At 62.0% G+C, this 26,340-nt stretch carries 22 protein-coding genes; 12 read left to right on the top strand and 10 right to left on the bottom strand.

Annotated features, from left to right (window positions below; all coding sequences use genetic code 11):
• Window positions 1–301 precede the first annotated feature (301 nt).
• The 3 genes from P0Y58_07860 (at window position 302) to P0Y58_07850 (ending at window position 4,839) form a co-directional block, all read left to right on the top strand.
• A complete protein-coding gene (locus tag P0Y58_07860) occupies window positions 302–3,451 on the top strand; it encodes a transglycosylase domain-containing protein (protein ID WEK32103.1) in 3,150 nt (1,049 codons plus the stop codon).
• 88 nt (window positions 3,452–3,539) lie between these two features.
• Window positions 3,540–4,085, top strand: coding sequence for a PadR family transcriptional regulator (locus P0Y58_07855; GenBank protein ID WEK32102.1), 546 nt, complete (start codon window positions 3,540–3,542; stop codon window positions 4,083–4,085).
• Window positions 4,078–4,839 carry a siderophore-interacting protein gene (locus P0Y58_07850; protein WEK32101.1) on the top strand — a complete coding sequence of 254 codons (762 nt, stop codon included), beginning with the start codon at window positions 4,078–4,080 and terminating at the stop codon, window positions 4,837–4,839. Before P0Y58_07855 ends, P0Y58_07850 begins: the two co-directional genes overlap by 8 nt.
• Before the next feature lie 120 nt (window positions 4,840–4,959).
• Here P0Y58_07850 and P0Y58_07845 read toward each other — a convergent pair whose 3' ends face one another.
• Together P0Y58_07845 and P0Y58_07840 are read right to left on the bottom strand one after the other, a co-directional pair.
• Complete coding sequence (locus P0Y58_07845) at window positions 4,960–5,595, bottom strand: Pr6Pr family membrane protein (GenBank protein WEK32100.1); 636 nt, start codon at window positions 5,593–5,595, stop codon at window positions 4,960–4,962.
• Between the two features lies 1 nt (window position 5,596).
• A complete protein-coding gene (locus P0Y58_07840; GenBank protein WEK32099.1) occupies window positions 5,597–5,818 on the bottom strand; it encodes a VF530 family protein in 222 nt (73 codons plus the stop codon).
• A gap of 163 nt (window positions 5,819–5,981) precedes the next feature.
• Between P0Y58_07840 and P0Y58_07835 the strand changes: the two genes are divergently transcribed.
• The 5 genes from P0Y58_07835 (at window position 5,982) to P0Y58_07815 (ending at window position 15,271) form a co-directional block, all read left to right on the top strand.
• Window positions 5,982–8,030 (top strand): TonB-dependent receptor, encoded by a 2,049-nt coding sequence (locus tag P0Y58_07835; protein ID WEK32098.1) that lies wholly within the window; start codon window positions 5,982–5,984, stop codon window positions 8,028–8,030.
• A 324-nt stretch (window positions 8,031–8,354) separates the two neighbouring features.
• Complete coding sequence (locus P0Y58_07830; protein WEK32097.1) at window positions 8,355–9,689, top strand: carbohydrate porin; 1,335 nt, start codon at window positions 8,355–8,357, stop codon at window positions 9,687–9,689.
• A 30-nt stretch (window positions 9,690–9,719) separates the two neighbouring features.
• Window positions 9,720–12,131: a glucose/quinate/shikimate family membrane-bound PQQ-dependent dehydrogenase gene (locus tag P0Y58_07825; GenBank protein WEK32096.1), complete on the top strand. Its 2,412-nt coding sequence runs from the start codon at window positions 9,720–9,722 to the stop codon at window positions 12,129–12,131.
• 160 nt (window positions 12,132–12,291) lie between these two features.
• Entirely contained in the window at window positions 12,292–14,709 is a 2,418-nt protein-coding gene (gene lon / locus P0Y58_07820) for an endopeptidase La (GenBank protein ID WEK32095.1), read from the top strand.
• 169 nt (window positions 14,710–14,878) lie between these two features.
• Window positions 14,879–15,271: a protease inhibitor I42 family protein gene (locus P0Y58_07815; GenBank protein WEK32094.1), complete on the top strand. Its 393-nt coding sequence runs from the start codon at window positions 14,879–14,881 to the stop codon at window positions 15,269–15,271.
• 6 nt (window positions 15,272–15,277) lie between these two features.
• Here P0Y58_07815 and P0Y58_07810 read toward each other — a convergent pair whose 3' ends face one another.
• Window positions 15,278–16,213, bottom strand: coding sequence for an alpha-xenorhabdolysin family binary toxin subunit B (locus P0Y58_07810; GenBank protein ID WEK32093.1), 936 nt, complete (start codon window positions 16,211–16,213; stop codon window positions 15,278–15,280).
• 1 nt (window position 16,214) lies between these two features.
• On the bottom strand, window positions 16,215–17,405 hold the full coding sequence (locus tag P0Y58_07805; protein ID WEK32092.1) for an alpha-xenorhabdolysin family binary toxin subunit A: 1,191 nt from the start codon (window positions 17,403–17,405) through the stop codon (window positions 16,215–16,217).
• Window positions 17,406–17,606: 201 nt separating this feature from the next.
• Between P0Y58_07805 and cmoA the strand changes: the two genes are divergently transcribed.
• A complete protein-coding gene (gene cmoA, locus P0Y58_07800; GenBank protein ID WEK32091.1) occupies window positions 17,607–18,350 on the top strand; it encodes a carboxy-S-adenosyl-L-methionine synthase CmoA in 744 nt (247 codons plus the stop codon).
• Window positions 18,347–19,303 (top strand): tRNA 5-methoxyuridine(34)/uridine 5-oxyacetic acid(34) synthase CmoB, encoded by a 957-nt coding sequence (cmoB, locus tag P0Y58_07795; GenBank protein ID WEK32090.1) that lies wholly within the window; start codon window positions 18,347–18,349, stop codon window positions 19,301–19,303. The genes cmoA and cmoB overlap by 4 nt, the downstream gene beginning before the upstream one ends.
• 68 nt (window positions 19,304–19,371) lie before the next feature.
• Here the strand turns inward: cmoB and P0Y58_07790 are convergent, their stop codons facing one another.
• Window positions 19,372–19,575 carry a hypothetical protein gene (locus P0Y58_07790; GenBank protein WEK32089.1) on the bottom strand — a complete coding sequence of 68 codons (204 nt, stop codon included), beginning with the start codon at window positions 19,573–19,575 and terminating at the stop codon, window positions 19,372–19,374.
• A gap of 347 nt (window positions 19,576–19,922) precedes the next feature.
• On the opposite strand from P0Y58_07790, the gene P0Y58_07785 reads away from it, so the two are divergent.
• Together P0Y58_07785 and P0Y58_07780 are read left to right on the top strand one after the other, a co-directional pair.
• The gene (locus P0Y58_07785) at window positions 19,923–20,597 is read left to right on the top strand and encodes a heavy metal response regulator transcription factor (GenBank protein WEK32088.1); all 675 of its coding nucleotides are present in this window, start codon (window positions 19,923–19,925) and stop codon (window positions 20,595–20,597) included.
• Window positions 20,594–21,976, top strand: coding sequence for a heavy metal sensor histidine kinase (locus tag P0Y58_07780; protein WEK32087.1), 1,383 nt, complete (start codon window positions 20,594–20,596; stop codon window positions 21,974–21,976). The genes P0Y58_07785 and P0Y58_07780 overlap by 4 nt, the downstream gene beginning before the upstream one ends.
• 123 nt (window positions 21,977–22,099) lie before the next feature.
• Here P0Y58_07780 and pdxJ read toward each other — a convergent pair whose 3' ends face one another.
• The 5 genes from pdxJ to lepB form a co-directional block, all read right to left on the bottom strand.
• A complete protein-coding gene (pdxJ, locus tag P0Y58_07775; GenBank protein WEK32086.1) occupies window positions 22,100–22,840 on the bottom strand; it encodes a pyridoxine 5'-phosphate synthase in 741 nt (246 codons plus the stop codon).
• 43 nt (window positions 22,841–22,883) lie between these two features.
• Window positions 22,884–23,567 carry a DNA repair protein RecO gene (gene recO, locus P0Y58_07770; GenBank protein WEK32085.1) on the bottom strand — a complete coding sequence of 228 codons (684 nt, stop codon included), beginning with the start codon at window positions 23,565–23,567 and terminating at the stop codon, window positions 22,884–22,886.
• Between the two features lie 171 nt (window positions 23,568–23,738).
• Window positions 23,739–24,641, bottom strand: a complete 903-nt coding sequence (gene era, locus P0Y58_07765) for a GTPase Era (protein ID WEK32084.1) — start codon at window positions 24,639–24,641, stop codon at window positions 23,739–23,741.
• Window positions 24,634–25,323 carry a ribonuclease III gene (gene rnc / locus P0Y58_07760; protein WEK32083.1) on the bottom strand — a complete coding sequence of 230 codons (690 nt, stop codon included), beginning with the start codon at window positions 25,321–25,323 and terminating at the stop codon, window positions 24,634–24,636. The genes era and rnc overlap by 8 nt, the downstream gene beginning before the upstream one ends.
• Window positions 25,324–25,484: 161 nt before the next feature.
• Window positions 25,485–26,339, bottom strand: a complete 855-nt coding sequence (gene lepB, locus P0Y58_07755) for a signal peptidase I (GenBank protein ID WEK32082.1) — start codon at window positions 26,337–26,339, stop codon at window positions 25,485–25,487.
• Between the last annotated feature and the right edge of the window lies 1 nt (window position 26,340).

Here is a 26,340-nt window from a genome sequence, read left to right as displayed (position 1 = left end):
CGTTGGCTTGCCAGGCTGGCCTCGTGGGCCGGCCCGTGTGCCGGGATAGAGCGCCCGGCAGGGCGAAGGGGGCGAGCAGTATAGGAAGACCGATGTAGGGATTTTCGCTGTATATACAGGAATAATCAGCGAGTTTTCTGGAGCCGCTGCACCTTAGCAACATCGCCGCGTGAAGAAACCCACACCAAAGCCGCATAGCCCTACGCGACTTTTCTCCACTTCCTACAAATTTTTCACCTCATCCGCTCAACGTCTAAGCTTCAGACAAGCAAGACGAAAACACCTGGCCGGATTGAAGACTATGGGCGCACTGTGGCAATCGGAACCAAGCAGAACGGAAGCACCCGAGATACCTCCGGCCGAGACGCCACAACCCAAGTCCCCCCGTCAGCGTCGGCTATGGTGGCGGCTGATCATCCTCATCCTGCTGGTGGCGCTGGTCGCCATTGGTTTCGCTGCGTATGACGAATTCCGCACCTCCGAACTGCAATCGCGCGAGTTCAGCAAACTGGCCGGTACGCTGACCTACTCGCTGGAGCCCGGCCCCAGTGATGCAATCGTCTACCCCGGTGAAGGGCCATTCGACAGGCGCCTGGGCTATAGCGCGCTGGGCGAATTCCTGCCACGCCTGCTCAAGCGCGACTACCTGATCACGGAGCAGGTGAAATTCTCACCCGCGCTGATGAACTACGTCGATCATGGGCTGTTCGCACCCTATATCGAGAAAATTCAGGCCGGCCTGTCGATCACCGACTGCCGCGGCGACACGCTGTACCAGTACAACTATCCACAGCACCTGTACCCAGACTTTGCCGCCATCCCGCCAGTGATGGTCAACAGCCTGTTGTTCATCGAAAACCGCGACCTGCTCGATACCCAGGACCCGCGCAACAACCCGGCCGTGGACTGGCCACGCTTCGCCAAGGCCGCCTACAGCCAGATTGCCAAGTACCTTGCGTTGCCTGGCCAGTCCGCAGGCGGTAGCACCCTGGCCACGCAACTGGAAAAGTACCGTCACTCACCGGACGGCCTGACCGTGTCGGGTGCCGAAAAAATCCGCCAGATGATTTCAGCCAGCGTGCGCGCCTACCAGGGCGGGCCTGATACCACCGAGGCACGCCAGCGCATCGTGCGCGACTACCTCAACAGTGTGCCGCTGTCGGCGGTGCCCGGGCACGGCGAAGTGCACGGCATGGCCGAAGGCTTGCGGGTGTGGTACGGCGCCGATTTCGACCAGGTCAACCAAGCCCTGAATTCCACTGCCAGTGACGCCGAAAGCATGGCCGCACGCGGCCTCGCCCTGCGCCAGGTGATGTCGCTGATGATCGCCCAGCGCCGCCCATCACACTACTTGTCCAAGGGCCGGGTCGAGTTGGCCGAACTCACCGATTCGCACATCCGGGTACTTGCCGCCAACAATGTGATCGAGCAGCCACTGGCCGATGCCGCGCTGGCCAGCAAGGCGGTATACCGCGACTGGGTCGCTCAGCCGACCATCGTGCCGATTGTCACCAACAAAGGCATCAGCCTGGCGCGCAACCGCCTGGCGGCCATGCTCAACCGCCCACTTTACGACCTCGACCGCCTTGATGTTTCGGCCACCAGTACCCTGCAGGCCGACCTGCAGCTGCAAGTCAGCCAGTACCTGAAAAACCTTGCCGACCCGGCGTTTGCCGCGCAGATGGGCCTGATCGGCGAGCGCCTGCTCACCTCCAAGACCACCGATCAGGTGAGCTACAGCTTCACCCTGTTCGAGCGCACCGCCGACGGCTCGCGGGTACGGGTGCAAACCGACAGCACCAACCAACCTTTCGACATCAACGAAGGCAGCAAGCTCGAACTGGGCTCCACCGCCAAGCTGCGGGTGCTTACCACGTACCTGGAAATCATCGCCGAACTGCACGACAAGTACGCCGGCAAGCCCGCTGCCGAGCTGAAGAAGGTCGATGTCGCCGAACTCGACCGCATCACCCAGTGGTCGCTGGAGTGGCTGACGCAGAACAGCAAGAACCAGAGCCTGGACGCCATGCTCGACGCCGCGCTGGAGCGCAAATACTCCGCCAATACCGGTGAAGCCTTCTTCACAGGCGGTGGCATGCACGTGTTCAACAACTTCCGCAAGGAAGACAACAACCGCAACCCGACGCTCAAGGATGCGCTGCGCGAATCGATCAACCTGCCGTTCATCCGCCTGATGCGCGACCTGGTGCGCTACGTGACCTACCAGCAGCCATTCAACCGCGTGCCGTTGCTCAAGGATGACGCCGACCCTCGCCGCCAGGAATACCTGGCCCGCTTCGCCGACAAGGAAGGCACCAACTACCTGATGCGTTTCTGGAAGAAATACCAGCGCAAGACTTCGCAGCAGCGCCTGGATACCTTCCTCGACAGCATGCGCGTGACCCCGCAGCGGCTGGCGGCGGTACACCGCTACCTGTTCCCCGAAGCAGGGCAGGAAACCTTCAATGCCTTCGTACGTGCCCACCTCAAGGGCGACAAGGTTGCCTTGGGCAAGCTGACCGACGGTCGTCTGTCTGAGATGTACGATTCCTATGGCCCAGGCAAGTACGACCTGCCCGATCAGGGCTACATTGCCAAGGTTCACCCGCTGGACCTTTGGTTGCTGGGCTACCTGCTGAAGAACCCGAACTCGACCCTGACCGAAATGGTCAACGCCAGCCACTTCGAGCGCCAGGAGGTGTACAGCTGGCTGTTCAAGAGCCGCCACCAGGGCGCCCGCGACAGCCGCATCCGTACCATGGTCGAGATCGAAGCCTTCCTCGACATTCACCAGCGCTGGAAACGCGTAGGCTATCCGTTCGACCACCTGGTGCCTTCGCTGGCCACCGCCATCGGCAGCTCGGGCGACCGCCCTGCCGCCCTCTCGGAACTGGTCGGCATCATCCAGAACGACGGTATTCGCCTGCCCACCCTGCGCATCGACACCCTGCACTTTGCAGCCAACACACCTTATGAGACCAAGTTGATTACCGACCCGGACCGGGGGGTGCGGATTCTGCCGGTGGAGGTGGCGCGTGCGCTTAAAGGCGCCATGTCGCAAGTGGTAGATGCAGGCACTGCGCGGCGTATTTCCGGCAGCTTCAAGCTGCAAGACGGCACGCCATTGGTGATGGGTGGCAAGACCGGTACCGGTGACAACCGCATCGAAAGCTTCGGCGCTGGCGGGCGGCTGATTGGCTCGCGCTCGCTAAACCGCACCGCCACCTTCGTGTTCTTCCTGGGCGACAACCACTTCGGCACCCTTACCGCCTTTGTCCCAGGGCGTTCGGCGGAAGCGTTCAAATTCACCTCGGCGCTACCGGTGCAGGTGCTCAAGGGCATGGCCCCGATCCTTATGCCGTACCTGCAGCCAGGCAATCCAAACGAGTGCAAATCGCCTCAAGTCGCAGTAAACACATCCACGGCTAAAGGGGACGCATCGAACAACTAGATGATAATCATCTGCAATTAAGGGCTTGTCTTTAGATATATCTTGAGTAATATCTTACGATATATCGCAAAGAAGGAGCCCTATCCCCATGCGTGAACATACCCCCCATGACCCTTTTGAGCGGCGCCCCGGCCGTGGCGAGCGCGGCCCCCGCGTGTTTGCCCCCGGTGACCTCAAGCTGCTGATGCTGGACCTGCTCGGCGAGCAGCCCGGCCACGGCTACGACCTGATCCGCCAGATCGAAAACCTGTTCGACGGCAGCTACAGCCCTAGCCCTGGGGTGATCTACCCCACACTGAACTTTCTTGAGGAGGCCGAGCTGATCAGCGGCCAGGTGCAGGGCAGCAAGCGCTTGTATGCCATCACCGACGCCGGCCGCAGCGCCCTGGCCGAGCAGGCTGTCGCGCTGGACGGCGTGCGCATGCGCATCGAAGTCAGCAAGCGCGCCCTGCGCGGCCACGACCGCCCGCCAGAGATCCATGAAGCGGTCGGCAACCTGCGCCATGCACTGCACATGCACAGCGGCCGCTGGACACCGGAAGAAATCCAACGGGTCCGCGACTTGCTCAACCATACCGCCAAGGCCATCGCCACCGGGCCGGCCGAACCTGTCAGGGAGACTTCCCATGAGTGACACCATCCACCGCGTCAACCACGAGATCCGTCAACGCCGCCTGCAAGTACTGCGGGTCACTGAACTCACCCCACGCATGCGCCGCATCACCCTCGGCGGGGCCGAACTGCAAGGTTTCACCAGCGTCGGCAGTGACGACCACATCAAGTTGCTGTTCGCCGAAACGCCGGAGCAACAACAGGCCATCGAGGCCCGTAACCTGGGCCGGGACGGTGGCGCGCGACCCACCATGCGCGAATACACGCCACGGCGCATCGACCTGGTGGCCAATGAAATGGACATCGACTTCGTGCTGCACGGTGATGGCCCTGCCTCCACCTGGGCGGCCCAGGCCACACCGGGGCAAACCCTGGACATCGCCGGGCCACGGGCGTCGCTGGTGGTGCCGGATATTTTCGACAGCTACCTGCTGATCGGTGATGAAACCGCCATTCCGGCGATTGGTCGCCGGTTGGACGAACTGCCGGCTGGCCGCCAGGTGCTGGCGGTGATCCAGATTGAAGATGAGCAGGAGCGCCAGCCGCTGCCGAGCAAGGCACAGGTGGAAGTGATCTGGGTACGGCGCCAGCAGGAAGATTTGCTGGCGCTGGTGAAGAACCTGACCTTGCCGCAAGGCCGGTTGTATGCCTGGGTGGCGCTGGAAAAATCCCTCACCCGCCAGGCCAAGACGTTGTTGCAGGAGAAAGGCGTACCCGAGGATGCGCTGAAGGCTGCAGCCTACTGGCGGGCCGATGGGACTGCGGACGACGAGTGATTGATATCGCCTGTTCCGGCCTCTTCGCGGGCATGCCCGCTCCCACAGGTACTGCAGCGCTGGTGAGGGCTGTGGTCAACATGTGGGAGCGGGCGCGCCCGCGAAGAGGCCGGCACAAGGCTAGGCAAACCTCTGCGTTCCCCGCCACCGATCCAGCCCCAGCAACACCAGCCCGATCCCCCAGAACCCCGCCAGCACGCCCAGGGCATTGAGCATCACCTGCCCATACCCCAGGCTCGCCACGTCGATGAACGGATAGGCATACACGCCAATCTCGCTCCCCCGCCACAGCGCATAGGCGAAGTACACCGCCGGGTACAACGCCCAGACCAGCAAGTGCCATAGCCGCAGCCTACCCTTGGGCACTTCGTGCCACCAATACAGGGCATACAGCACCGGCATCACGTCGTGCAGCAACTCGTCCGCCAGCCACTGCCAGCCCTGCGGTTGCCACAAGTGGCGGAGCAACACGCTGTAGGCCAGCGCCACCAGCACGATGCTGGCTGCCACGGCAGCACTCACCGACGGTGACAGAAAAAAGCGCTTGGCTCGGCCTTCACGACCGAACGCCGCATAACTGAGCACCGTCGCCACCAAGGTGTTGGTCAACACGGTGAAGTAGCCGAACACATTGATCAGGCCGCCAATCAGGCTGGCCTGTTCCTGCCAGCGTGCCAGCAACACCAGGTACAGCTGCACGGTCAGGCCGAACCAGCCCAGCACAGCCATGCCGGTCAGCCAGGGGCGGCGTGGCATGTCAGGCCTTGCGCTGCAGCTTCACATACAGCTGCTCGACCTTTTCCCGCGCCCACGGCGTTTTGCGCAAAAAAGCCAGGCTGGACTTGATGCTGGGGTTGCTCTTGAAGCAACGCACATCGATGCGCTCGGCCAGGCCCTGCCATTGGTAGTGCGCCACCAGCTCGGTAAGGATCTGTTCAAGGGTCTTGCCGTGCAGCGCGTTGTGTTGGGCCGTGCTCATGCTGTGCTCCGTAGGAAAGATGCGCACCTTACACGAGTGTAGTGGCGGGTGGGATGCGTCAAGTCGACAGAAAAAATGCTGGCCAAGGGCAAAACCTCTGTGCTGAAATAGTTATGTTATGTTGTAACACTATAAAGCATCTGCCAAGGAACGCCCCATCCCCATGCTGTACTCACCGCTCCGCCTCTCCCCTCTTGCTGTCGCGCTCTGGCTGGCTGCATCGCCCAGCCAGGCCGTGGAACTCGAACCTCAGGTCATTACCGCCAATCCGCTGGGCAACCGCCAGCTGGCCGCCCCCAGCACCGTGCTCGAAGGCGACAACCTGCTGCAACAACAGCACGGTAGCCTGGGTGAAACCCTGAACAAGCAGCCCGGTGTCGCCTCTACCTGGTTTGGCCCTGGCGCCAGCCGCCCGGTGATCCGTGGCCTGGATGGCGACCGCATCCGCATCCTGCGCAATGGCGTCGGCGCGCTGGATGCCTCGTCGCTGTCTTACGACCATGCCGTGCCGCTGGACCCGGTCACCGTCGACCGCGTCGAGATCGTCCGTGGCCCGGCCGCCCTGCTTTATGGCGGCAACGCCATCGGTGGCGTGGTCAACACCTTCGACAACCGCATCCCGGACGCGCCCATCGACGGCATCCACGGCGCTGGTGAACTGCGCTACGGTGGCGCCGACACCACCCGCAGCAGCGCCGGCAAGCTGGAGGCGGGCAACGGTACCTTCGCCCTGCACCTGGATGCCAACAGCCGTCAGTTCAACGACCTGCGCATCCCCGGGTATGCCCGCAGTGCCAAGGTGCGTGATGCCGATGAGCCTGGCAGCAAACACCGGCTGGAAAACAGTGACGGCCGCCAGGACGGCGGTGCAGTCGGTGGTGCCTATCACTGGGATCACGGTTACGCCGGCCTGTCGTACAGCCGCTACGACAGCAATTACGGCTCGGTGGCCGAATCCGGTGTGCGCCTGGACATGAAACAGGACCACTACGCCTTCGCCTCCGAGCTGCGTGACCTGGACGGCCCGTTCAGTTCGGTCAAGGTCGATGCTGGCTATACCGACTACGAACACAGTGAGATCGAAGAAGGCGAGGTGCACACCACCTTCAAGAACAAAGGCTACGAAGCACGTATCGAAGCCCGCCACCAACCGCTCGGCCCGGTGGAGGGTGTGATTGGTGCCCAGGTCAGCCGCAACGAATTCTCCGCCTTGGGTGAAGAGGCTTTCGTCCCACACACCAATACCGACAGCGTGGCGCTGTTCATGCTGGAGCAATGGCAGGCCACAGAGCGGCTGAACCTGAGCCTGGGCGCTCGCCTGGAGCACACCCGGGTAGACCCGGATGCCAAAGGCAATGAAAACTTCGTCGATGCCGACAGCGCCAGCAGCTTCAATGCCTTCAGCCTTTCCTCAGGTGCGGTGTACCAGCTTGATCCGATCTGGTCGCTGGCCGCCAACCTCGGCTACACCGAGCGCGCCCCGACGTTTTACGAGCTGTACGCCAATGGCGCGCACGTGGCCACCGGTGCCTATGAAGTCGGCGATGCCAGCCTGAACAAGGAAAAGGCCATTTCCGCCGACCTTGCGCTGCGCTTCGACAACGGCACCCACAAGGGCAGTGTCGGCGTGTTCTACAGCCACTTCCGCAACTACATCGGGCTGATCGGCACCGGCAACCTGCGCGAGGGCGGGCATGACCACGACCACGGCGAGGATGACCACGACCACGATCATGACCACGATGGCTTCCCGGAATACCAGTACCAAGGCGTGCGGGCGCGCTTCTATGGCATCGAAGCCCAGGACCGCTGGCAACTGGTCGAGAACCGTTACGGCAGCTTCGCGCTGGAGTTGTCCGGTGACTACACCCGGGCCAAGAACCTCGACAGCGGCGAACCGCTGCCACGCATCGCTCCACTGCGCCTTAACAGCGGGTTGGTCTGGGAGCTGGACCGCTGGCAGGCGCGGGTTGATCTGCAGCATGCCGCGTCGCAGCAGCGCAAACCGGCCAACGAAACCAGCACAGATGGCTACACCACGCTGGGGGCGAGCGTTGGCTATCGCTTCGAAGTTGGCCAGAGCCAGTGGCTGGCGTTTGTGCGCGGCGAAAACCTGACCGACCAGACCGTGCGTTATGCCAGCTCGATCCTGCGCGATATCGCGCCAGCACCCGGGCGTAGCGTGGAAGTGGGACTGCGTACCACCTTCTAATTGCGAACGAGCATCTGTGGGAGCGGGCATGCCCGCGAAGAATCCAACGAGGTGGATGGCACCGGCTCCGCCGGTGTTCGCGGGCATGCCCGCTCCCACAGAGTTCTGGCAAGCTTTCAGATTTTGAGCGCCGGTATTGACTGTTACCCGGTGAGCAACAATCAACTGCGACAAATTGTCTTTTTTTCTTACAACTTCCGCTATATCCTCCCCGCCTGAAGCTGAATCGCTTCACCTTGACCATCTAGTCGCCATATCCATTGAAGGCCCCGCCCTTCGATGCGCTTGCCGTTTTTTTCAATAATCAAAAGATAGCGCTATCTCATGCTCCGACTGCCCAAAACCTGTTACATCGGCCTCGCCCTCAGCGCCTTGGCGACACCCGTCAGCGCCAGCGAAATGTTCGCCAGTGATTCCCCGTGGATGCTGGGAGACTGGGGCGGCACTCGCAGCGAATTGCTGGAAAAAGGCTACGACTTCACCCTCGGCTACACCGGCGAGATGGGCAGCAACCTGCACGGCGGCTACGACCACGACCGTGCCGCACGCTACAGTGACCAGTTCACCTTTGGCAGCCATCTGGATCTGGAGAAGATCCTCGGCTGGCAAGACACCGAATTGCAGCTGACCATCACCGAGCGCCACGGCGACAACATCAGCAACGACCGCATCAACGACCCGCGCGTGGGCGGCTTCACCTCGGCCCAGGAAGTCTGGGGCCGTGGCGAAACCTGGCGGCTGACGCAGATGTGGATCAAGCAGAAATACTTCGACGGCGCGCTTGACGTGAAATTCGGCCGCTTCGGCGAAGGCGAGGACTTCAACAGCTTCCCTTGCGACTTCCAGAACCTGGCCTTCTGTGGCTCGCAGGTGGGCAACTGGGTGGGTGGCATCTGGTACAACTGGCCGGTCAGCCAGTGGGCGCTGCGCGTACGCTACAACCTCAGCGACGAGCTTTACACCCAGGTCGGGGTGTTCGAGCAGAACCCCTCCAACCTCGAATCTGGCAACGGCTTCAAGCTCAGCGGCAGCGGCACCCAGGGCGCGGTGATGCCGGTCGAACTGGTATGGACCCCACGTATCCAAGGCCTGAAAGGGGAATATCGCGCCGGCTACTACTACAGTAATGCCAAGGCACAGGATGTTCTCAAGGACAGCAACGGCCAGCCGGCCGCCCTCAGCGGCGCCGCCTACCGCAGCAGTTCGAGCAAGCACGGCATGTGGCTCGGCGCCCAGCAGCAGGTAACTTCGCTGGCATCCGACCAGTCGCGTGGCCTGAGCCTGTTCGCCAACGCCACGGTGCACGACAAGAAGACCAATGCCATCGACAACTATGTGCAGGCAGGACTGGTATACAAAGGGCCTTTCGACGCCCGCGCCAAGGACGACATCGGGTTCGCCCTGGCCCGCGTGCACGTCAACCCTGCCTACCGCAAGAACGCCCGCCTGGCCAACCAGGCCGCCGGCCTCTACGACTACGACAACCCCGGCTTCCTGCCCGTGCAGGACACCGAGTACAGCGCCGAGCTGTACTACGGCATCCATCTGGCCGACTGGCTCACGGTACGCCCCAACCTGCAGTACATCCGCCACCCGGGCGGGGTGTCGCAGGTCGATGGCGCCCTGGTCGGTGGCCTGAAGATCCAGAGCAGTTTCTAACCCCTTTATCGACCTGACGGAGAACCTACGATGAGCACTGAAGGTGCCAACCAAGGAAGCCGCTGGCTACCTCGCCTGATCGGCGCGTTGCTGCTACTGATGGGCCTGGCCCTGTTGGCCGGCGGTATCAAGCTGAGCCAACTGGGCGGATCGCTGTATTACCTGATCGCCGGCATCGGCTTTGCCGTCTCGGGCATTCTGCTGCTGGCCCAGCGCCGCATTGCCCTTGGCCTGTACGGCCTGGTGCTGCTGGGCAGCACCGCGTGGGCCTTGCTTGAAGTGGGCCTGGACTGGTGGCAACTGGTGCCACGCCTGGCCATCTGGTTTGCCATCGGCGTAGTGCTGTTGCTGCCATGGGCACGTCGCCCGCTGATCGGCCCTGCCGTCAAAGCCAATACCGCTTTGCTCAGCGTTGCAGTGGTCGCTTCGGGTGCTTGCGCAATCGCCAGTCAGTTCACCCACCCCGGCGAAGTGTTCGGTGAAGTGGGTCGCGAAAGCAGCGAAATGGCCAGCGCCGCCCCGGCCATGCCCGATGGCGAATGGCAGGCCTATGGCCGCACCGAGCATGGCGACCGCTATTCGCCGCTGCGCCAGATCACCCCGCAGAATGCCTACCGCCTGGAAGAAGCCTGGCGTATCCGCACCGGTGACCTGCCGACTGAAAACGACCCGGTGGAGCTGACCAACCAGAACACCCCGTTGAAGGTCAACGGCATGCTCTACGCCTGCACCGCACACAGCCGCGTACTGGCCCTGGACCCGGACACCGGCGCAGAGATCTGGCGCTATGACCCGCAGGTCAAGAGCCCGACCGGCACCTTCAAGGGCTTTGCCCACATGACCTGCCGCGGTGTTTCGTACTATGACGAAAACCGCTACGTCAGCCGCGACGGCAGCCCGGCGCCGAAAATTACCGACGCCGGCCAGGCCGTGGCACAGGCCTGCCCGCGCCGCCTCTACCTGCCCACCGCAGATGCCCGCCTAATTGCCATCAACGCCGATAACGGCAAGGTGTGCGAAGGTTTCGCCAACCAAGGCGTGATCGACCTGACCACCGGCATCGGCCCATTCACTGCCGGCGGCTACTACTCCACCTCGCCCGCTGCAGTCACCCGTGACCTGGTGATCATCGGTGGCCACGTCACCGACAACGAGTCGACCAACGAGCCGTCCGGCGTGATCCGCGCCTACGACGTGCACGATGGCCACCTGGTGTGGAACTGGGACAGCAACAACCCGGACGACACCAAGCCACTGGCTGCCGGCAAGCTGTACAGCCGCAACTCGGCCAACATGTGGTCGATCGCCAGCGTCGACGAAGACCTTGGCATGATCTACCTGCCGCTGGGCAACCAGACCCCGGACCAGTGGGGGGCAGACCGCACCCCCGGCGCCGAGAAATACAGCGCCGGCGTGGTAGCCCTTGACCTGGCCACCGGCAAGGCCCGCTGGAACTACCAGTTCACCCACCACGACCTGTGGGACATGGACGTGGGCAGCCAGCCGACTCTGGTCCACCTGAAGACTGACGACGGCGTAAAACCTGCGGTCATCGTGCCGACCAAGCAAGGCAGCCTGTACGTGCTCGACCGCCGCGACGGTACGCCGATTGTGCCGATCCGCGAAATCCCTACTCCGCAAGGCGCGGTAAAGGGCGATCACACCTCGCCGACCCAGGCCCGCTCCGACCTCAACCTGCTCGGCCCCGAGCTGACTGAGCAGGCCATGTGGGGCGCGACGCCGTTCGACCAGCTGCTGTGCCGCATCCAGTTCCGCGAGCTGCGCTACGAAGGCCAGTACACCCCACCGTCCGAGCAGGGTTCGCTGATCTACCCAGGCAACGTGGGGGTGTTCAACTGGGGCAGCGTGTCGGTCGACCCGGTGCGCCAACTGCTGTTCACCTCGCCCAACTACATGGCCTTCGTGTCGAAGATGGTGCCGCGCGAGCAGGTGGCCGAAGGCAGCAAGCGCGAAAGCGAAACCAGCGGCGTGCAGCCGAATACCGGCGCGCCGTACGCGGTGACCATGCACCCGTTCATGTCGCCGCTGGGCGTACCGTGCCAGGCCCCGGCCTGGGGCTATGTTGCCGCCATCGACCTGTTCACCAACAAGGTGGTGTGGAAGCACAAGAACGGCACCACCCGTGACAGCACCCCGGTACCGATCGGCCTGCCGGTTGGCGTGCCGAGCATGGGCGGATCGATCGTCACCGCCGGTGGCGTCGGCTTCCTCAGCGGCACCCTCGACCAGTACCTGCGCGCCTATGACGTGAACAACGGCAAGGAACTGTGGAGTGCCCGCCTGCCGGCAGGTGGCCAAGCCACGCCGATGACCTACACCGGCAAGGATGGCAAGCAGTATGTGCTGGTGACCGCCGGCGGCCATGGCTCGCTGGGCACGAAGATGGGCGATTACATCATCGCTTACAAACTGGCTGAGTAAAGCTACCGAGCCCCTCCTCAGGGGCTCATTCACCTGTGCCGGCGATGAGGCCAGTACAGGCACCCAAAGATGAAGCCTCTCCCCTGCTGCCTTGGTCTACCATTGAAACCGAACCACCCCCGCCCCATCTAAGCACCATAGCCATTCACGCAGGTGCCCCATGAGCGACCAGCAGGATTTCCCGGAACACCCCGACGAACACAGCGAAGTCGAGCACACCACCCAGGCCGAACCCGGCCACGCCCTCGCCCTGCCCGGCCAGCAACTGCCGGACAAGGTCTACGTGATCCCGATCCACAACCGCCCGTTCTTCCCGGCCCAGGTCCTGCCAGTCATCGTCAATGAAGAACCTTGGGCCGAAACACTTGACCTGGTGGCCAAGTCCCCGGACCACTGCCTGGCGCTGTTCTTCATGGACACTCCGCCAGAAGACCACCGCCATTTCGACACCTCGGCCCTGCCGCAGTACGGCACGCTGGTCAAGGTGCACCATGCCAGCCGTGAAAACGGCAAACTGCAGTTCGTCGCCCAGGGCCTGAGCCGGGTACGCATCCGCAACTGGCTCAAGCACCACCGCCCGCCCTACCTGGTCGAAGTCGAATACCCGCGCCAGTCCGCCGAGCCGACCGACGAGGTCAAGGCCTACGGCATGGCCCTGATCAACGCGATCAAGGAACTGCTGCCGCTCAACCCGCTGTACAGCGAAGAGCTGAAGAACTACCTCAACCGCTTCAGCCCCAACGACCCGTCACCGCTCACCGACTTCGCCGCTGCGCTGACCTCGGCCACCGGCAACCAGTTGCAGGAAGTGCTCGACTGCGTGCCCATGCTCAAGCGCATGGAAAAGGTGCTGCCGATGCTGCGCAAAGAGGTGGAAGTCGCGCGCCTGCAGAACGAGATCTCTGCCGAGGTCAACCGCCAGATCGGCGAGCACCAGCGTGAGTTCTTCCTCAAGGAGCAACTCAAGGTCATCCAGCAGGAGCTGGGCCTGACCAAGGACGACCGCAGCGCCGACCTCGAACAGTTCGAACAGCGCCTGCAAGGCAAGACCCTGCCGCCCCAGGCGCGCAAGCGCCTCGATGAAGAGATGGGCAAACTGGCCATTCTCGAAACCGGTTCGCCCGAGTACGCCGTCACCCGCAACTACCTCGAATGGGCAACCGCCCTGCCATGGGGCGTATACGGCAAGGACAAGCTCGACCTGCAGCATGCCCGCAAAGTCCTCGACCAGTATCATGCCGGCCTCGACGACATAAAGGAACGTATCCTCGAATTCCTCGCCGTGGGTGCCTGGAAAGGCGAGATCAGCGGCTCGATCGTGCTGCTGGTAGGCCCGCCCGGGGTGGGCAAGACCAGCATCGGCAAATCCATCGCCGAATCGCTTGGCCGGCCGTTCTATCGTTTCAGCGTCGGCGGCATGCGTGACGAGGCGGAAATCAAAGGCCACCGCCGTACCTACATCGGCGCCCAGCCCGGCAAGCTGGTACAGGCCCTGAAAGAGGTCGAAGTGATGAACCCGGTCATCATGCTCGACGAAATCGACAAGATGGGCCAGAGCTACCAGGGCGACCCGGCCTCGGCATTGCTGGAAACCCTCGACCCGGAGCAGAACGTCGACTTCCTCGACCACTACCTTGACCTGCGCCTGGACCTCTCCAAGGTGCTGTTCGTGTGCACCGCCAATACCCTCGACTCGATCCCCGGGCCGTTGCTTGACCGCATGGAAGTGATCCGCCTGTCCGGCTATATCACCGAGGAAAAACTGGCCATCGCCAAGCGTCACCTGTGGCCCAAGCAGCTGGAAAAAGCGGGTGTTGCCAAGACCAGCCTCAGCATCAGCGACAGCGCCCTGCGCCTGGTGATCGATGGCTATGCCCGCGAGGCGGGCGTGCGCCAGTTGGAGAAGCAACTGGGCAAGCTGGTGCGCAAGGCCGTGGTCAAGCTGCTGGAAAACCCAGAGGCCAAGCTGAAGATCGGCACCAAAGACCTGGAAGCCGCACTGGGCATGCCGGTGTTCCGCAGTGAGCAGGTACTGGCTGGCAAAGGTGTGATCACCGGCCTGGCCTGGACCAGCATGGGCGGTGCCACGCTGCCGATCGAGGCAACCCGCATCCATACCCTCAACCGGGGGTTCAAGCTGACCGGCAAGCTGGGGGACGTGATGAAGGAGTCGGCCGAAATTGCCTACAGCTACGTCAGCGCCAACCTCAAGCAATTTGGCGGTGACCCGGGTTTCTTCAATGAAGCCTTCATCCATCTGCATGTGCCTGAAGGCGCCACCCCCAAGGACGGCCCAAGCGCTGGCGTCACCATGGCCAGCGCCCTGTTGTCGCTCGCCCGCGATCAGATACCCAAGAAAGGCGTAGCGATGACTGGCGAGTTGACCCTCACCGGCCAGGTGCTGCCGATTGGCGGTGTGCGCGAGAAAGTGATTGCGGCGCGGCGGCAGAAGATCTTCGAACTAATCTTGCCGGAGCCTAACCGCGGCGACTTCGAAGAACTGCCGGAGTACCTGCGCGAAGGCCTGACAGTGCATTTCGCCAAGCGCTTTGCCGACGTGGCCAAAGTCCTGTTCTAGCCTGTACCGGCCCTTTCGCGGGCTCGCCCGCTCCCACAGGGAAATCACAGTTTCCGAATACTGTGCAGTACCTGTGGGAGCGGGCAAGCCCGCGAAGAGGCCAGCACAGGCAACACAAAAACCCGGCAGCATCGGTTATCCTCAGGCATCGCCAGCCTCTGGAGCCAACATGACCGCCCCTCGTCTGCTCGTTCCCCTGAGCTTCGCCCTGCTTTCTGCCTGCGCACAACAACCCACGCAGCCCGTCGAACTGGACGCCGAAAGTGAATGCCCGACGCGGCTGCAGGTAGGCCAGGCACTGACCCTGAGCTTGCCTGGCAACCCGTCCACGGGCTACCGCTGGCGTGTCGAAAATGCCGCGTCAAGCGTGCTCCGCAGCCTCGGCCCGGAGGTCTATAGCGCCCCCGAAGAGGAGGACGTAGTCGGTAGCGCCGGCGTCTCCACCTGGCGCTTCCAGGCCAGCAGCACCGGGGATGGGCGACTGGTACTGGTCTACCAGCAGCCATGGGCCGCAGACGTCGCCCCGGTGCAAACCTTCGACTGCAAGGTTATCGTCCGCTGAAGACGATCAACTGCGGTCGTACATCAACTGTACAACCTTCAGGTAATCGCACAGGTCTTTCAGCGCGACCGTGGCAGCTTCCAGATCCATTGCCGCGTTGAGTTTTGTGGCCTGCGCCTGCCACTCCAGCTCCGTCAGGCGAAGCTCGCGCAGCCAGTCGTTCTTCAAAGACTCAACCGCTGACAAAGCCTTGACCGCCTCCACCTCATCCTGCGCCGCCTTCAAAGTTCGCTGTACCTGCTGTTGGTCGCCCAGCGCTTCCTCGATTTTTGCATCAAGCCGGGCACGGGCTTTACCCAGGTCGCTGAATGTCTTGGCCCCCTCCAGCGCATCAGCGTGGCTGGCAAGTTTTTGCGTCACGACCTTAAGCAGGCCGGCGTCGAATTTAGGGTCAGTGATCAATCCCATTATCTGATCAATTTCGTCATCACTCGGGATGAGGCCCTTCAGTGCGCTGGCAACCGAAGGTTTTTCAAAAACCTCGATCGCCTGGACGATATCTGCCCGCTGTTGTTGCAGCTGCTCCAACCGTTGATCGAAGGCGACCGCCTGCCCCTGAAGGCCAGCCGTTCGTTCCGCCAACGCTGCCAGTGAGTCGACAAGGGCTGATAGAGAGAACAGCTCCAACCGCAAATTTTTCCTGACCAGATGCGCATGATGCTGGCTCAAGCGTTCCAGCACACTGGCAAGCCTTTGGTGCGCAACGGCGCCCTCATTCCCCGTTACGAAGTCCCGCTCGTCCAGCAACGTGATACCGCCTATCAGGCTCTCCTTGAACGCGCGCTCGACAGCCAGCATCAGGGAGCGCAGTTCATCCAGTTGCTCGCGCGCGGCTGGAAGCACGTTCATCTCCCAGCTTTCCATGAGCTGGAACATGTGTTCCTGCACTTTCTGCATCTGCACAAAATCCGGTGTGACGGATTGAATATTAGCAACTTCCATATCAGACTTCCTCATACTCTTCAATCAACTCATTGAACAACTCGGACAGCACGTGGCAGATACCGCCTATCTTTGTCCACGGTTTGATTACCTCTGAAAAATCATGCACAAAGGATTCAAGCTGGGAAACGGTGCTCAGCTCTTTGGCTTCATTGACAGAGTTATTGGCGTACGAGGCGAGGAATAACCACACATCGGCCAACCGCCTGGTTGCCGCCGAGAGGTCCTTGCACCTGAACTGCAAGTCTCTGACCAAGGTAGTCACCCGTTCGAAGTCGTTCAGGGCTGGCTCCACCTTGCCCAACGCACGCGCCAATTCGTCACGCCTTTCAATCAGCACATTCTTCGTGGCCCTGATATTTTCTGCCTTGTGGCCAAACACGCCGCCGGTAATCACCAGGCCAACCGGCCCAAGCAAGATACCGGTGAACGCGTAACCCACATTGGCATCGTACTCGGACTTCAACTGCTCGATCTGCTCGTCCCACTGATCTAGCTGCCTGCGCTTTTGCAGCGTTTCCTCATGGGACACCCTCTCATCGAAGTGCTTCAACAAGCGCCCCATGCGCGGTTTCAGCTCCCGCTTGATTTCATTGTTAAACCAGTTCGCGCGGGCATCGACGTCATCGATACGCCGCCGAGTGCCTTCAATTTCCCTGACCAGTTCGGAAATGCCGGGGGTCAGCACACTGGCGATCTGCGCTTGCTCTTCCTCACTCAACTGCACGGTGTAAACATCATCGCCCTGCTCGGCCTTGCGCTTGCTGATCGCCATGAAGACGTCGCTGCTTTCAAGGTTCTCCAACAGGCTACTGCCACGCAGCACCAGGCTTTCAGCAAACAATTCAACTTCTGGCCCCAACTGTTTTATGCTGCGCTCCAGTATGTCCCACTCACAGGCATGCCGGTGCAGTGCCACATAAAGGTCATTGACCATCGATGCCTCGATCCCCAGGGCTGCGTAATCAACTTCCCTCTCGATTTCCAGCTGTGTCCGGGGTAACTGATTGACGGTATTGACGTACCGCTTGATGACTTTCAAATTATCAGCCGTCAGCAAACTGCCAATTTGCTGCCCCCCGTCCAGCCGGCTTTCAATGAATGAAAAATACCGTTCCGGCAACATTTTCACTTTGGACACCAGGTCCAGTTCCTCTACCGGTAGTTCTTCCTGCCCAGTTGTGATATTCATCTTTCAACCATGAATCCAATAAATTAAAGGCCGTTCAAGTTTCCACTTGCCTCACACTGAATACATGGGTCTGAATAACTGAATGCCGTGGGAAAGTTCGCTGCTATCCGCATGAACGTTCCGCCCCTGAAGCTTGGCCATGGCAAGATGCGTGGCCATTGGATAAAATGCGCCCCCGTTTCACCCTGTATCGAGCCCACCGTGAGCAAACAACCCGACCGCCTTTTCTCCCAACCCCTGGAGCAGGTGCCTGACTTCGTCTTCAACGAAGACGTGGTGCGCGTGTTTCCGGACATGATCAAGCGCTCGGTGCCCGGTTACCCCACCATCGTCGAAAACCTCGGCGTACTGGCGGCGCGTTTCGCCCAGCCAGGCACCGCACTGTACGACCTGGGCGCATCGCTGGGTGCAGTCACCCAGTCACTGCGTCGTCATGTTCGCAGCGACGGATGCAGGGTGATCGCGGTGGACAATTCCGCCGCCATGGTCGAACGCTGCCGGCAGTACCTGACCGCCCAGGACTCGATGTTCCAGGAGCTGCTGCCGGTGCAAGTGCTGGAAGCCGATATCCTTGCCCTGCCCTTTGAGCCCGCTTCAGTCGTGGCGATGAACTTCACTCTGCAATTCATCGCCCCCGACCAGCGCCTTGAGCTGCTCGGCCGTATCCGCCAGGCGCTGTTGCCCGGTGGCGCATTGATCCTGTCGGAGAAGCTGCGCTTCGCCGATGAACAAGAGCAGGACCTGCTCAATGAACTGCACCTGGACTTCAAGCGGGCCAATGGCTACAGCGAACTGGAAATCGCCCAGAAGCGCAGCGCCATCGAGAACGTGATGCGCCCCGATACGCTAGAAGCCCATCAGGAGCGCCTGCGCGCCGCCGGCTTTTCCAAAGTGGTGCCCTGGTTCCAATGCCTTAACTTTGCCTCGTTGATAGCCCTGCCATGATCGATCTGTCCCCCCTCGTCCGCCGCCTGGCGGGCACGCCCCTGGCTTCCTGGTCGCAAGGCCTGCAAGCGCAACTGGAAGCCAAGCTGGAGAAAGGCCACGGCGACCTCGAACGCTGGCGCGGTGCAATCGATGCCCTGCCTGCCCTGAAACCCACCGAAATCGACCTGGTCAACGGGCTAAGCCTGGACTGCGATTGCGACGACGCTACCCGCGCGCAAATGCGCCAGGCACTCATGGGCCTGTCGCCATGGCGCAAAGGGCCATTCGATCTGTTTGGGGTGCATGTAGACACCGAATGGCACTCGGACTGGAAATGGTCGCGGGTAGGCCCGCACCTGGACCTCAAGGGCAAGCGCGTGCTCGACGTCGGCTGCGGCAACGGCTACTACCAGTGGCGCATGCTCGGTGCCGGCGCCGACATGGTGATAGGTGTCGACCCCAACTGGCTGTTCTTCTGCCAGTTCCAGGCTGTGCAGCAGTACCTGCCTGAGCTGCCTGCCTGGCACCTGCCGTTCGCCCTGGAAGAGTTGCCTGCCAACCTGGAAGGCTTCGACACGGTCTTTTCCATGGGCGTTTTCTACCATCGCCGCTCCCCGATCGAGCACCTGCTGGCACTCAAGGACTGCCTGGTCAAAGGGGGTGAACTGGTGCTGGAAACGCTGGTGATCGAGGGCGACGAAAACCAGGTGCTGGTGCCTGAAGACCGCTACGCACAGATGCGCAACGTCTGGTACCTGCCGTCGGTACCCGCGCTGGCGCGCTGGTTGCGCCGTGCCGGTTTCAGCGATGTGCGTTGCGTCGATGTCAGCGTGACCAGCGTCGAGGAACAGCGCAGCACTGACTGGATGCGCTACCAGTCGCTGGGCGACTTCCTCGATCCGAACGACCACAGCAAGACCATCGAAGGCCTGCCTGCGCCACGCCGCGCCACCCTGCTGGCGCGCAAATAAAAAGGCGCCCGAGTGGGCGCCTGAATGCACCTGCGCCGAGGAGCTGTCGCAGCGCAGGTGTTGTTACCTCAGTCCTTGGCCACCTCACGGGCCTTCTCTTGCGCCTTGCGCTCGCGTTCGGCAACGGCCTGTTGCTTGTCGCCGTGCAGCCGCTGCTGGTCTTCGCGGAAGGCTTGCCAGAACTGCTTCGAGCGCTCCGCACCGCCCTCCGCATAAACACTGGCACTGCCCAGGGCGAGGGCGGCCAACAGCAGGTATTTGGTCAGGTTCATCGTGGTTGCCTCGTGATAACCGATCAGACAGCGCCATTCTGGCGAGTGCCGGCTAACAGCAAGGTGAGGCGGGGATTACAGTCCTGCAATGTGGGCGTGTTTCGTCTGTTCCGGCCTCTTCGCGGGCACGCCCGCTCCCACAGGTACTGCACGGTTCTCAGACCTGTGATGATCGTGTGGGAGCGGGCGTGCCCGCGAAAGGGCCGGAACAGGCAACCAGATAACACCAGGATTACAAATCCGTTATCTGCACCGCAGCCCCATTCTCATGCCGTAACATCCAGCCCCTTGACCCTGATGTCACTACAGGGTCGAGAATCGCCTCCTTTCATTACACCGAGCCCCCCATGCGCCTACTGATCATCGAGGACGAACTGCGTACCGCCGATTACCTGCAACAAGGCCTGCGCGAAAACGGCTACGTGGTCGACTGCGCCCACACTGGCACCGACGGCCTGCACCTGGCCCGTCAGCAGCCTTACGACCTGGTCATCCTCGACGTCAACCTGCCAGAGCTCGATGGCTGGACCGTGTTGCAGCGGCTGCGCGCCGAATCGGCCACGCGCATCATGATGCTCACCGCCCACGGTCGTCTGGCCGACCGGGTCAAGGGCCTGGACCTCGGCGCCGATGACTACCTGCTCAAACCCTTCGAGTTCCCTGAGCTGCTGGCCCGCATCCGCAGCCTGCTGCGCCGCAACGACCAGCAACTGCAACCCAGCACCCTGCGTGTCGCCGACCTGGAGCTGGATCCCGGCCGCCACCGCGCCTACCGCGCCGGGCGGCGCATCGACCTGACCGCCAAAGAGTTCGCCCTGCTGCACCTGCTGATGCGCCAGACGGGCGAAGTGCTTTCGCGCACGCAGATCATCTCGTTGGTATGGGACATGAATTTCGACTGTGACACCAACGTCGTCGAGGTTTCGATCCGCCGCTTGAGGGCGAAGATTGACGACCCGTTCGACAACAAGCTGATCCATACCCTGCGTGGCGTAGGCTATGTACTTGAGGCCCGGGTTTGAAAAACGCCAGCCTGTCGCTGCGCCTGGGCCTGAGCGTGACACTGATGGGCGCCGCACTGGTGCTGCTGCTGGCCTGCCTGGCGGTGTTTGCGCTGGATCACGAACTGGACAGCCGCGCACGCAAGGACCTGACGCGCAAGATGCTGCAGGTCGAGCACAACCTGCGCGTCGATCTGCGCAGTGAGGACCTGGGCAGTCGCGCCCATCCATTGCTTGATCTGGTAATGGGGCATGACAACCTCAGCCTCAGCGTACTGGCCCTGGAGGGGCGCCACCCGCACCTGCTCAGCCTCGGCCCGGCCATGGAGTCACGGGTGAGCGGGTTGCGCACCGAGGCCCGTCTGGCCTTTCACGCATGGCGCGACAGCAGCGGTAACCAGATCCTCACAGTGACCCGGCTGATGCGCCTGCGTGACAACACGCCGGTCAAAGTGATGATGTCGCTCAACCGCGCCGACGACAACGCCTTGCTGCAGGCCTACCTGCATTCGACCCTGCTGGCCCTGCCATTGCTGCTGGTATTGATTGGCGCGGGTGCCTGGTGGCTGATGCAGCGTGGCCTGAAACCGCTGCGGCGCTTCCGGCGCATTGCCGGGCAAGTCTCGGCTCAGGACCTGCAACACCGACTACCGGCTAACGGCCTGCCGCAAGAGCTGGCGGAACTGGCCAACGGTATCAACGTGATGCTCGACCGCCTCGATCAGGGCGTGAGCCAGTTGTCGCAGTTTTCCGACGATCTGGCCCACGAGCTGCGCACCCCGTTGAGCAACCTGATGGGCAAGGCGCAGGTGACCCTGGCCCGTGAGCGGGACAACGCCAACTACCGGGAAGTGCTGGAAGACAGTATCGAGGAGCTGACCCGACTCAACCGCATCATCAACGACATGCTGTTTCTCGCCCAGGTCAGCCAGCCGCAAACGCAGGTTGCATTGAAACCCTTGGCACTGGCAGAGGAAGCAACACGGGTTGTCGAGCTGTTTGCCTTCAGTGCCGAGCTAAAAATGGTTGAGGTGCGGGTACAGGGCTGGGGGACGGCGCTGGGGGACCGACTGATGTTTCAACGGGCAGTATCGAACCTGTTGAGCAATGCCATTCGGCACAGCCCTGAGGGCGAGCCGGTCGAGTTGCGTATCGAGCGCCAAGGCAGCGGCGTTCGACTATCGGTAGAGAACCAAGGGCCTGGAATTGCTGCCGAACATCAGTCGCGCTTGTTCGAGCGGTTTTACCGGGTGGGCTCGGGGCGCTCGCGGCTGGAGGGCGGGACCGGGTTGGGGTTGGCGATAGTGAAGTCGATCATGCAACTGCATGGCGGGCGGGTCGAAGTGAACAGCAGCCCTTTGGGACCTACTCGCTTCACTCTGGTGTTTCCTGCCGAGTAGTCGGCTGTCTGACCTGGCCCTTTCGCGGGCTTGCCCGCTCCCACAGGATCCCACAACTCCTGAAAACTGTGGGGTACATGTGGGAGCGGGCAAGCCCGCGAAGAGGCCGGTACAGGCGATCAATCAGCGCGAAGCTGCCACGATCAGTGCCTTCATCTCAGCCACAGCAGCCTTGAAACCGACAAACAGGGCATGCGCCACCAGCGCATGGCCAATGTTCAGCTCATTGATACCCTTGATAGCCGCCACCGCCTCGACGTTGTGGTAATGCAGCCCGTGGCCAGCATTCACGATCAGCCCCTGCCCCACACCAAATGCCACGCCATCAACAATACGTTGCAACTCCTCGGCCACTTCGGTCGGGGTTTGGGCATCGGCGTAACGCCCGGTGTGCAGCTCTATGGCCGGCGCACCCACACGGCGCGAAGCCTCGATCTGCCGTTCGTCGGCATCAATGAACAAGGACACCTCGGCACCGGTACGTGCCAGCCGCTCCACTGCCGCCTTGATCCGCGCCTCCTGCCCCGCTACGTCCAGGCCACCTTCAGTGGTCAGTTCCTGGCGGGTTTCAGGCACCAGGCAGATATGCGCCGGGCGGATCTTCTCGGCAAAGGCCATCATCTCTTCGGTGACGCCCATTTCGAAGTTCATGCGCGTCTGCAGCACATCCTTGAGCAGCACAACGTCGCGCTCCTGGATGTGTCGACGGTCTTCGCGCAGGTGCACGGTGATGCCATCGGCGCCGGCCTCTTCGGCGTCCAGGGCAGCCTTGACCGGATCAGGGTAACGCGTGCCCCGAGCCTGGCGCAGGGTCGCCACGTGGTCGATGTTTACGCCGAGAAGCATGCGGTTGCTGTGAGTCACGAAAGGCTCTCCTGAAGGTTTAGCCCCACAGCATACGTCGTGATCAGCGCTTGCGAAACAGTTCCCGGCTGACCAGCGGTTTTGCGCCAAGGTGAACCGCCAAGGCCTGGCGCATCAGGCGCTTGGCCGCGAGCAAAGCGCCTGGGGTGTCCCAGTCGGCGTCGGCCAGAGCCATTAGCTCGATGCCACGGAACAGGCCGGGCTGCACCAGTTCGACCCGCTCCAGGCCGGCATCCACACGCAAGCGGTACAGGCCGTCGGCCACGATGGGTTGGTCGTTGACGTCATGGTTCAAGGAGAACGCATAACCGAGTTCGTCCAGCAGCCGCCATTCGAACGAGCGCAGCAGCGGCTCCAGCGGTCGCCCCTCGGCCAGGGCTTGCAAGGTCAGGGCGTAGTGCGCGAACAGGGCCGGGAATGGCGCTTCGGCGGGCAACAGGCGCATGAGCAGTTCATTGAGGTACAACCCGCTGAACAGGGCGTCACCGTGCAGCCAGGTGGCGATGCCGGCGCCGTCCATGCGCCCGACGTTTTTCAGCTCGCCACGCCCACGCAGCTCTACCTCAAGTGGCACGAACGGCCGCACCAGGCTGCCGCCCTTGCCACGCGCACGGCGCAGCACCGCGCGCATGCGGCCCTGCGGCGTGAAGAAGTCCACCAGCGCGCTGGTTTCCTTGTAGGCACGGCTATGCAGGACGTAGGCCGGTTGGCCGACTGGCTGTTCCATAAAAGATCACTCGTTACCTGCGCCCCGGCAATACTGCTAATTGGGGCTGCTGTGCAGCCCATCGCAGGCAAGCCAGCTCCCACAGGTACTGCACATGACTTGAAGTCGATGCTGTCGGTGTGGGAGCTGGCTTGCCTGCGATGGGCCGCATAGCGGCCCCAAGAGCATTACTTAGAGGTCGCCGTAGCCCAGCGAGCGCAGGGCGCGCTCGTCGTCGGACCAGCCGCCTTTCACCTTGACCCACAGGTTGAGCATGACCTTGGAATCAAACAGCACTTCCATGTCCTTGCGCGCCTCGGAGCCGATGCGCTTGATGCGCTCGCCCTTGTCGCCAATGATGATTTTCTTCTGACCGTCGCGCTCAACCAGGATCAGCGCGTGGATGTGCAGCACATGGCCCTGCTGCTTGAACTCTTCGATCTCTACGGTGATCTGGTACGGCAGCTCCGCACCCAACTGACGCATGATCTTCTCGCGAACCAGTTCAGCGGCCAGGAAGCGGCTGCTCCGGTCGGTGATCTGGTCTTCCGGGAAGAAGTGATCGTTCTCTGGCAGGTGCTTGGCAATCTGCGCTTCCAGCGCTTCGAGGTTGTGCCCCTGCTGCGCGGAAATCGGCATGACCTCGGCATTCGGCAGTTGCTCTTGCAGCCACTGCAGGTGCGGGATCAGCTCGGCCTTCTCTTCCATGCGGTCGGTCTTGTTGACCGCGATGATCAGCGGGCCGGTCACATACTGCACGCGCTCCAGCACCAACTGGTCTTCGTCGGTCCACTTGGTGCGGTCGACAACGAAGATCACCACATCGACGTCCTTCAGGGCGGCCGATGCAGTGCGGTTCATGTAGCGGTTCAGGGCCTTGTCGTTGGCCTTGTGCATACCGGGGGTATCGACGTAGATCGCCTGCACATCACCTTCGGTCTTGATCCCGAGCATGTTGTGGCGGGTGGTCTGCGGCTTGCGCGAGGTAATCGCCAGCTTCTGGCCGAGGATGTGGTTGAGCAGGGTCGACTTGCCGACGTTGGGGCGGCCGACAATGGCTACGTAGCCACAGCGGGTCGGGTTGTTATCAGTCATTGCCATTCTCCACGCCCAGGGCGATCAGTGCAGACGCGGCAGCGACTTGCTCGGCAATACGCCGGCTAACGCCCTGACCACGGCTCTTGTTGTTCAGCAGCACGACTTCGCATTCGACGAAGAACGTGCGGCAGTGCGGTTCACCCTGGATATCCACTACTTCGTAACGCGGCAGCTCACAGCTACGCGATTGCAGGAATTCTTGCAGGCGGGTTTTCGGGTCCTTGTTGGTGTCGACCAGGGTCAGGCCTTCAAACTCGTCGGCCAGCCAGGCCAGCACGCGCTCCCGGGCCGTGTCCATGTCGGCGTCCAGGTAGATGGCACCAATCAGTGCCTCCAGGGCGTCGGCCAGGATCGACTCGCGACGAAAACCGCCACTTTTGAGTTCTCCCGAACCCAGGCGCAAGTATTCGCCCAGGTCAAAACCACGGGCCAGACGGGCCAGGGTCTCGCCCTTGACCAAGCGCGCGCGCAGGCGCGACAGCTGGCCTTCGCGGGCCTGCGGGAAGCGCTCGAACAGCGCTTCGCCGGCGACAAAGTTGAGAATGGCGTCACCGAGGAACTCCAGGCGCTCGTTATTGCGCCCGGCGTAACTGCGATGGGTCAGCGCCAGGAGCATCTGGTCCTGGTTCTTGAAGGTATAACCGAGCTTTCGCTCCAGATGGGCAAGGGAAGCAGTCATGCAACCACCCGTTTGTTGTTCAACGCGTTGTTCAAATCAACATCCTGAAAGACTGTTTGGCTGTGGTCCGCCGCCGTATGCGACGAATGTCCCGATCCCTGAGAACACAGCCTATGTCAGAAATGCATTCGGCGCTGTCTGCTGGACAGCGCCGAAGGGTATCAATGGATCAGGCCGACCCGCGACAGGTTGGGCAAGTGGCTGAGCTTGGGCTCTGGCCAGCTCATCCACACCGCAAAGGCCTTGCCGACGATGTTCCGGTCCGGAACCATGCCATGCAATTCCTTCGGGATGTTCGGGTCATCCCAGTAACGGCTGTCGTTGGAGTTGTCGCGGTTGTCGCCCATCATGAAGTAATGGCCTGCCGGCACGGTCCACTGCTGGTCCGGCGGCATGCGATAACGGCTCATTTCCTTGCGGATCAGGTGTTCGGCCTCGCCAAGCTTTTCCTTGTACAGCTCGGCGCTGCCCAAGGTACCCGGCTCGGCGCCCACCAGTTGTTCGGCAATCGGCTGGCCGTTAACGAACAGACGCTTGTCGTTGGTGTAGCGGATCTGGTCACCTGGCAGGCCGACCACACGCTTGATGTAGTTGACGTTCGGGTCGCTCGGGTAGCGGAACACCATTACATCACCGCGTTGCGGGTCACCCACCTCTATGACTTTCTTGTCGATCACCGGCAGGCGAATACCGTACGAGAACTTGTTCACCAGGATGAAGTCGCCCACTTCCAGGGTCGGTTTCATCGACCCCGAAGGGATCTGGAACGGCTCGACCAGGAATGAACGCAGCACCAGCACGATGAACAGCACCGGAAAGAACGATTTGCCGTACTCGACCAGCAACGGTTCCTTGTTCAGGCGCTCGACCACGGCCATCTCGGGCTGGCTGACGCTGCCCTGATAGTTGGCGATTGCCGAACGCCGGCGCGGGGCCAGGAACAGCAAGTCGATCAAGCCCAGCAGACCGCAGACGAAGACGGCGATGACTAGCAACAGCGGGAAATTTAGCGACATA

Origin of the sequence: Candidatus Pseudomonas phytovorans, from assembly GCA_029202525.1 — a bacterium.
GTDB lineage: Bacteria > Pseudomonadota > Gammaproteobacteria > Pseudomonadales > Pseudomonadaceae > Aquipseudomonas > Aquipseudomonas phytovorans.
This window is presented reverse-complemented; position numbering and strand designations above follow the sequence as displayed.

Excerpts from the sequence above, each read along its gene's own strand:
- cmoB (WEK32090.1), top strand. The coding sequence starts at position 18,347 with ATGATCGATCTGTCCCCCCTCGTCCGCCGCCTGGCGGGCACGCCCCTG.
- rnc (WEK32083.1), bottom strand. The coding sequence starts at position 25,323 with ATGACTGCTTCCCTTGCCCATCTGGAGCGAAAGCTCGGTTATACCTTC.
- P0Y58_07845 (WEK32100.1), bottom strand. The coding sequence starts at position 5,595 with ATGCCACGCCGCCCCTGGCTGACCGGCATGGCTGTGCTGGGCTGGTTC.
- P0Y58_07805 (WEK32092.1), bottom strand. The coding sequence starts at position 17,405 with ATGAATATCACAACTGGGCAGGAAGAACTACCGGTAGAGGAACTGGAC.
- P0Y58_07790 (WEK32089.1), bottom strand. The coding sequence starts at position 19,575 with ATGAACCTGACCAAATACCTGCTGTTGGCCGCCCTCGCCCTGGGCAGT.
- P0Y58_07840 (WEK32099.1), bottom strand. The coding sequence starts at position 5,818 with ATGAGCACGGCCCAACACAACGCGCTGCACGGCAAGACCCTTGAACAG.
- era (WEK32084.1), bottom strand. The coding sequence starts at position 24,641 with ATGACTGATAACAACCCGACCCGCTGTGGCTACGTAGCCATTGTCGGC.
- P0Y58_07815 (WEK32094.1), top strand. The coding sequence starts at position 14,879 with ATGACCGCCCCTCGTCTGCTCGTTCCCCTGAGCTTCGCCCTGCTTTCT.
- P0Y58_07810 (WEK32093.1), bottom strand. The coding sequence starts at position 16,213 with ATGGAAGTTGCTAATATTCAATCCGTCACACCGGATTTTGTGCAGATG.
- P0Y58_07860 (WEK32103.1), top strand. The coding sequence starts at position 302 with ATGGGCGCACTGTGGCAATCGGAACCAAGCAGAACGGAAGCACCCGAG.
- lepB (WEK32082.1), bottom strand. The coding sequence starts at position 26,339 with ATGTCGCTAAATTTCCCGCTGTTGCTAGTCATCGCCGTCTTCGTCTGC.
- P0Y58_07825 (WEK32096.1), top strand. The coding sequence starts at position 9,720 with ATGAGCACTGAAGGTGCCAACCAAGGAAGCCGCTGGCTACCTCGCCTG.
- P0Y58_07830 (WEK32097.1), top strand. The coding sequence starts at position 8,355 with ATGCTCCGACTGCCCAAAACCTGTTACATCGGCCTCGCCCTCAGCGCC.
- P0Y58_07855 (WEK32102.1), top strand. The coding sequence starts at position 3,540 with ATGCGTGAACATACCCCCCATGACCCTTTTGAGCGGCGCCCCGGCCGT.
- lon (WEK32095.1), top strand. The coding sequence starts at position 12,292 with ATGAGCGACCAGCAGGATTTCCCGGAACACCCCGACGAACACAGCGAA.
- P0Y58_07850 (WEK32101.1), top strand. The coding sequence starts at position 4,078 with ATGAGTGACACCATCCACCGCGTCAACCACGAGATCCGTCAACGCCGC.
- P0Y58_07835 (WEK32098.1), top strand. The coding sequence starts at position 5,982 with ATGCTGTACTCACCGCTCCGCCTCTCCCCTCTTGCTGTCGCGCTCTGG.
- P0Y58_07785 (WEK32088.1), top strand. The coding sequence starts at position 19,923 with ATGCGCCTACTGATCATCGAGGACGAACTGCGTACCGCCGATTACCTG.
- recO (WEK32085.1), bottom strand. The coding sequence starts at position 23,567 with ATGGAACAGCCAGTCGGCCAACCGGCCTACGTCCTGCATAGCCGTGCC.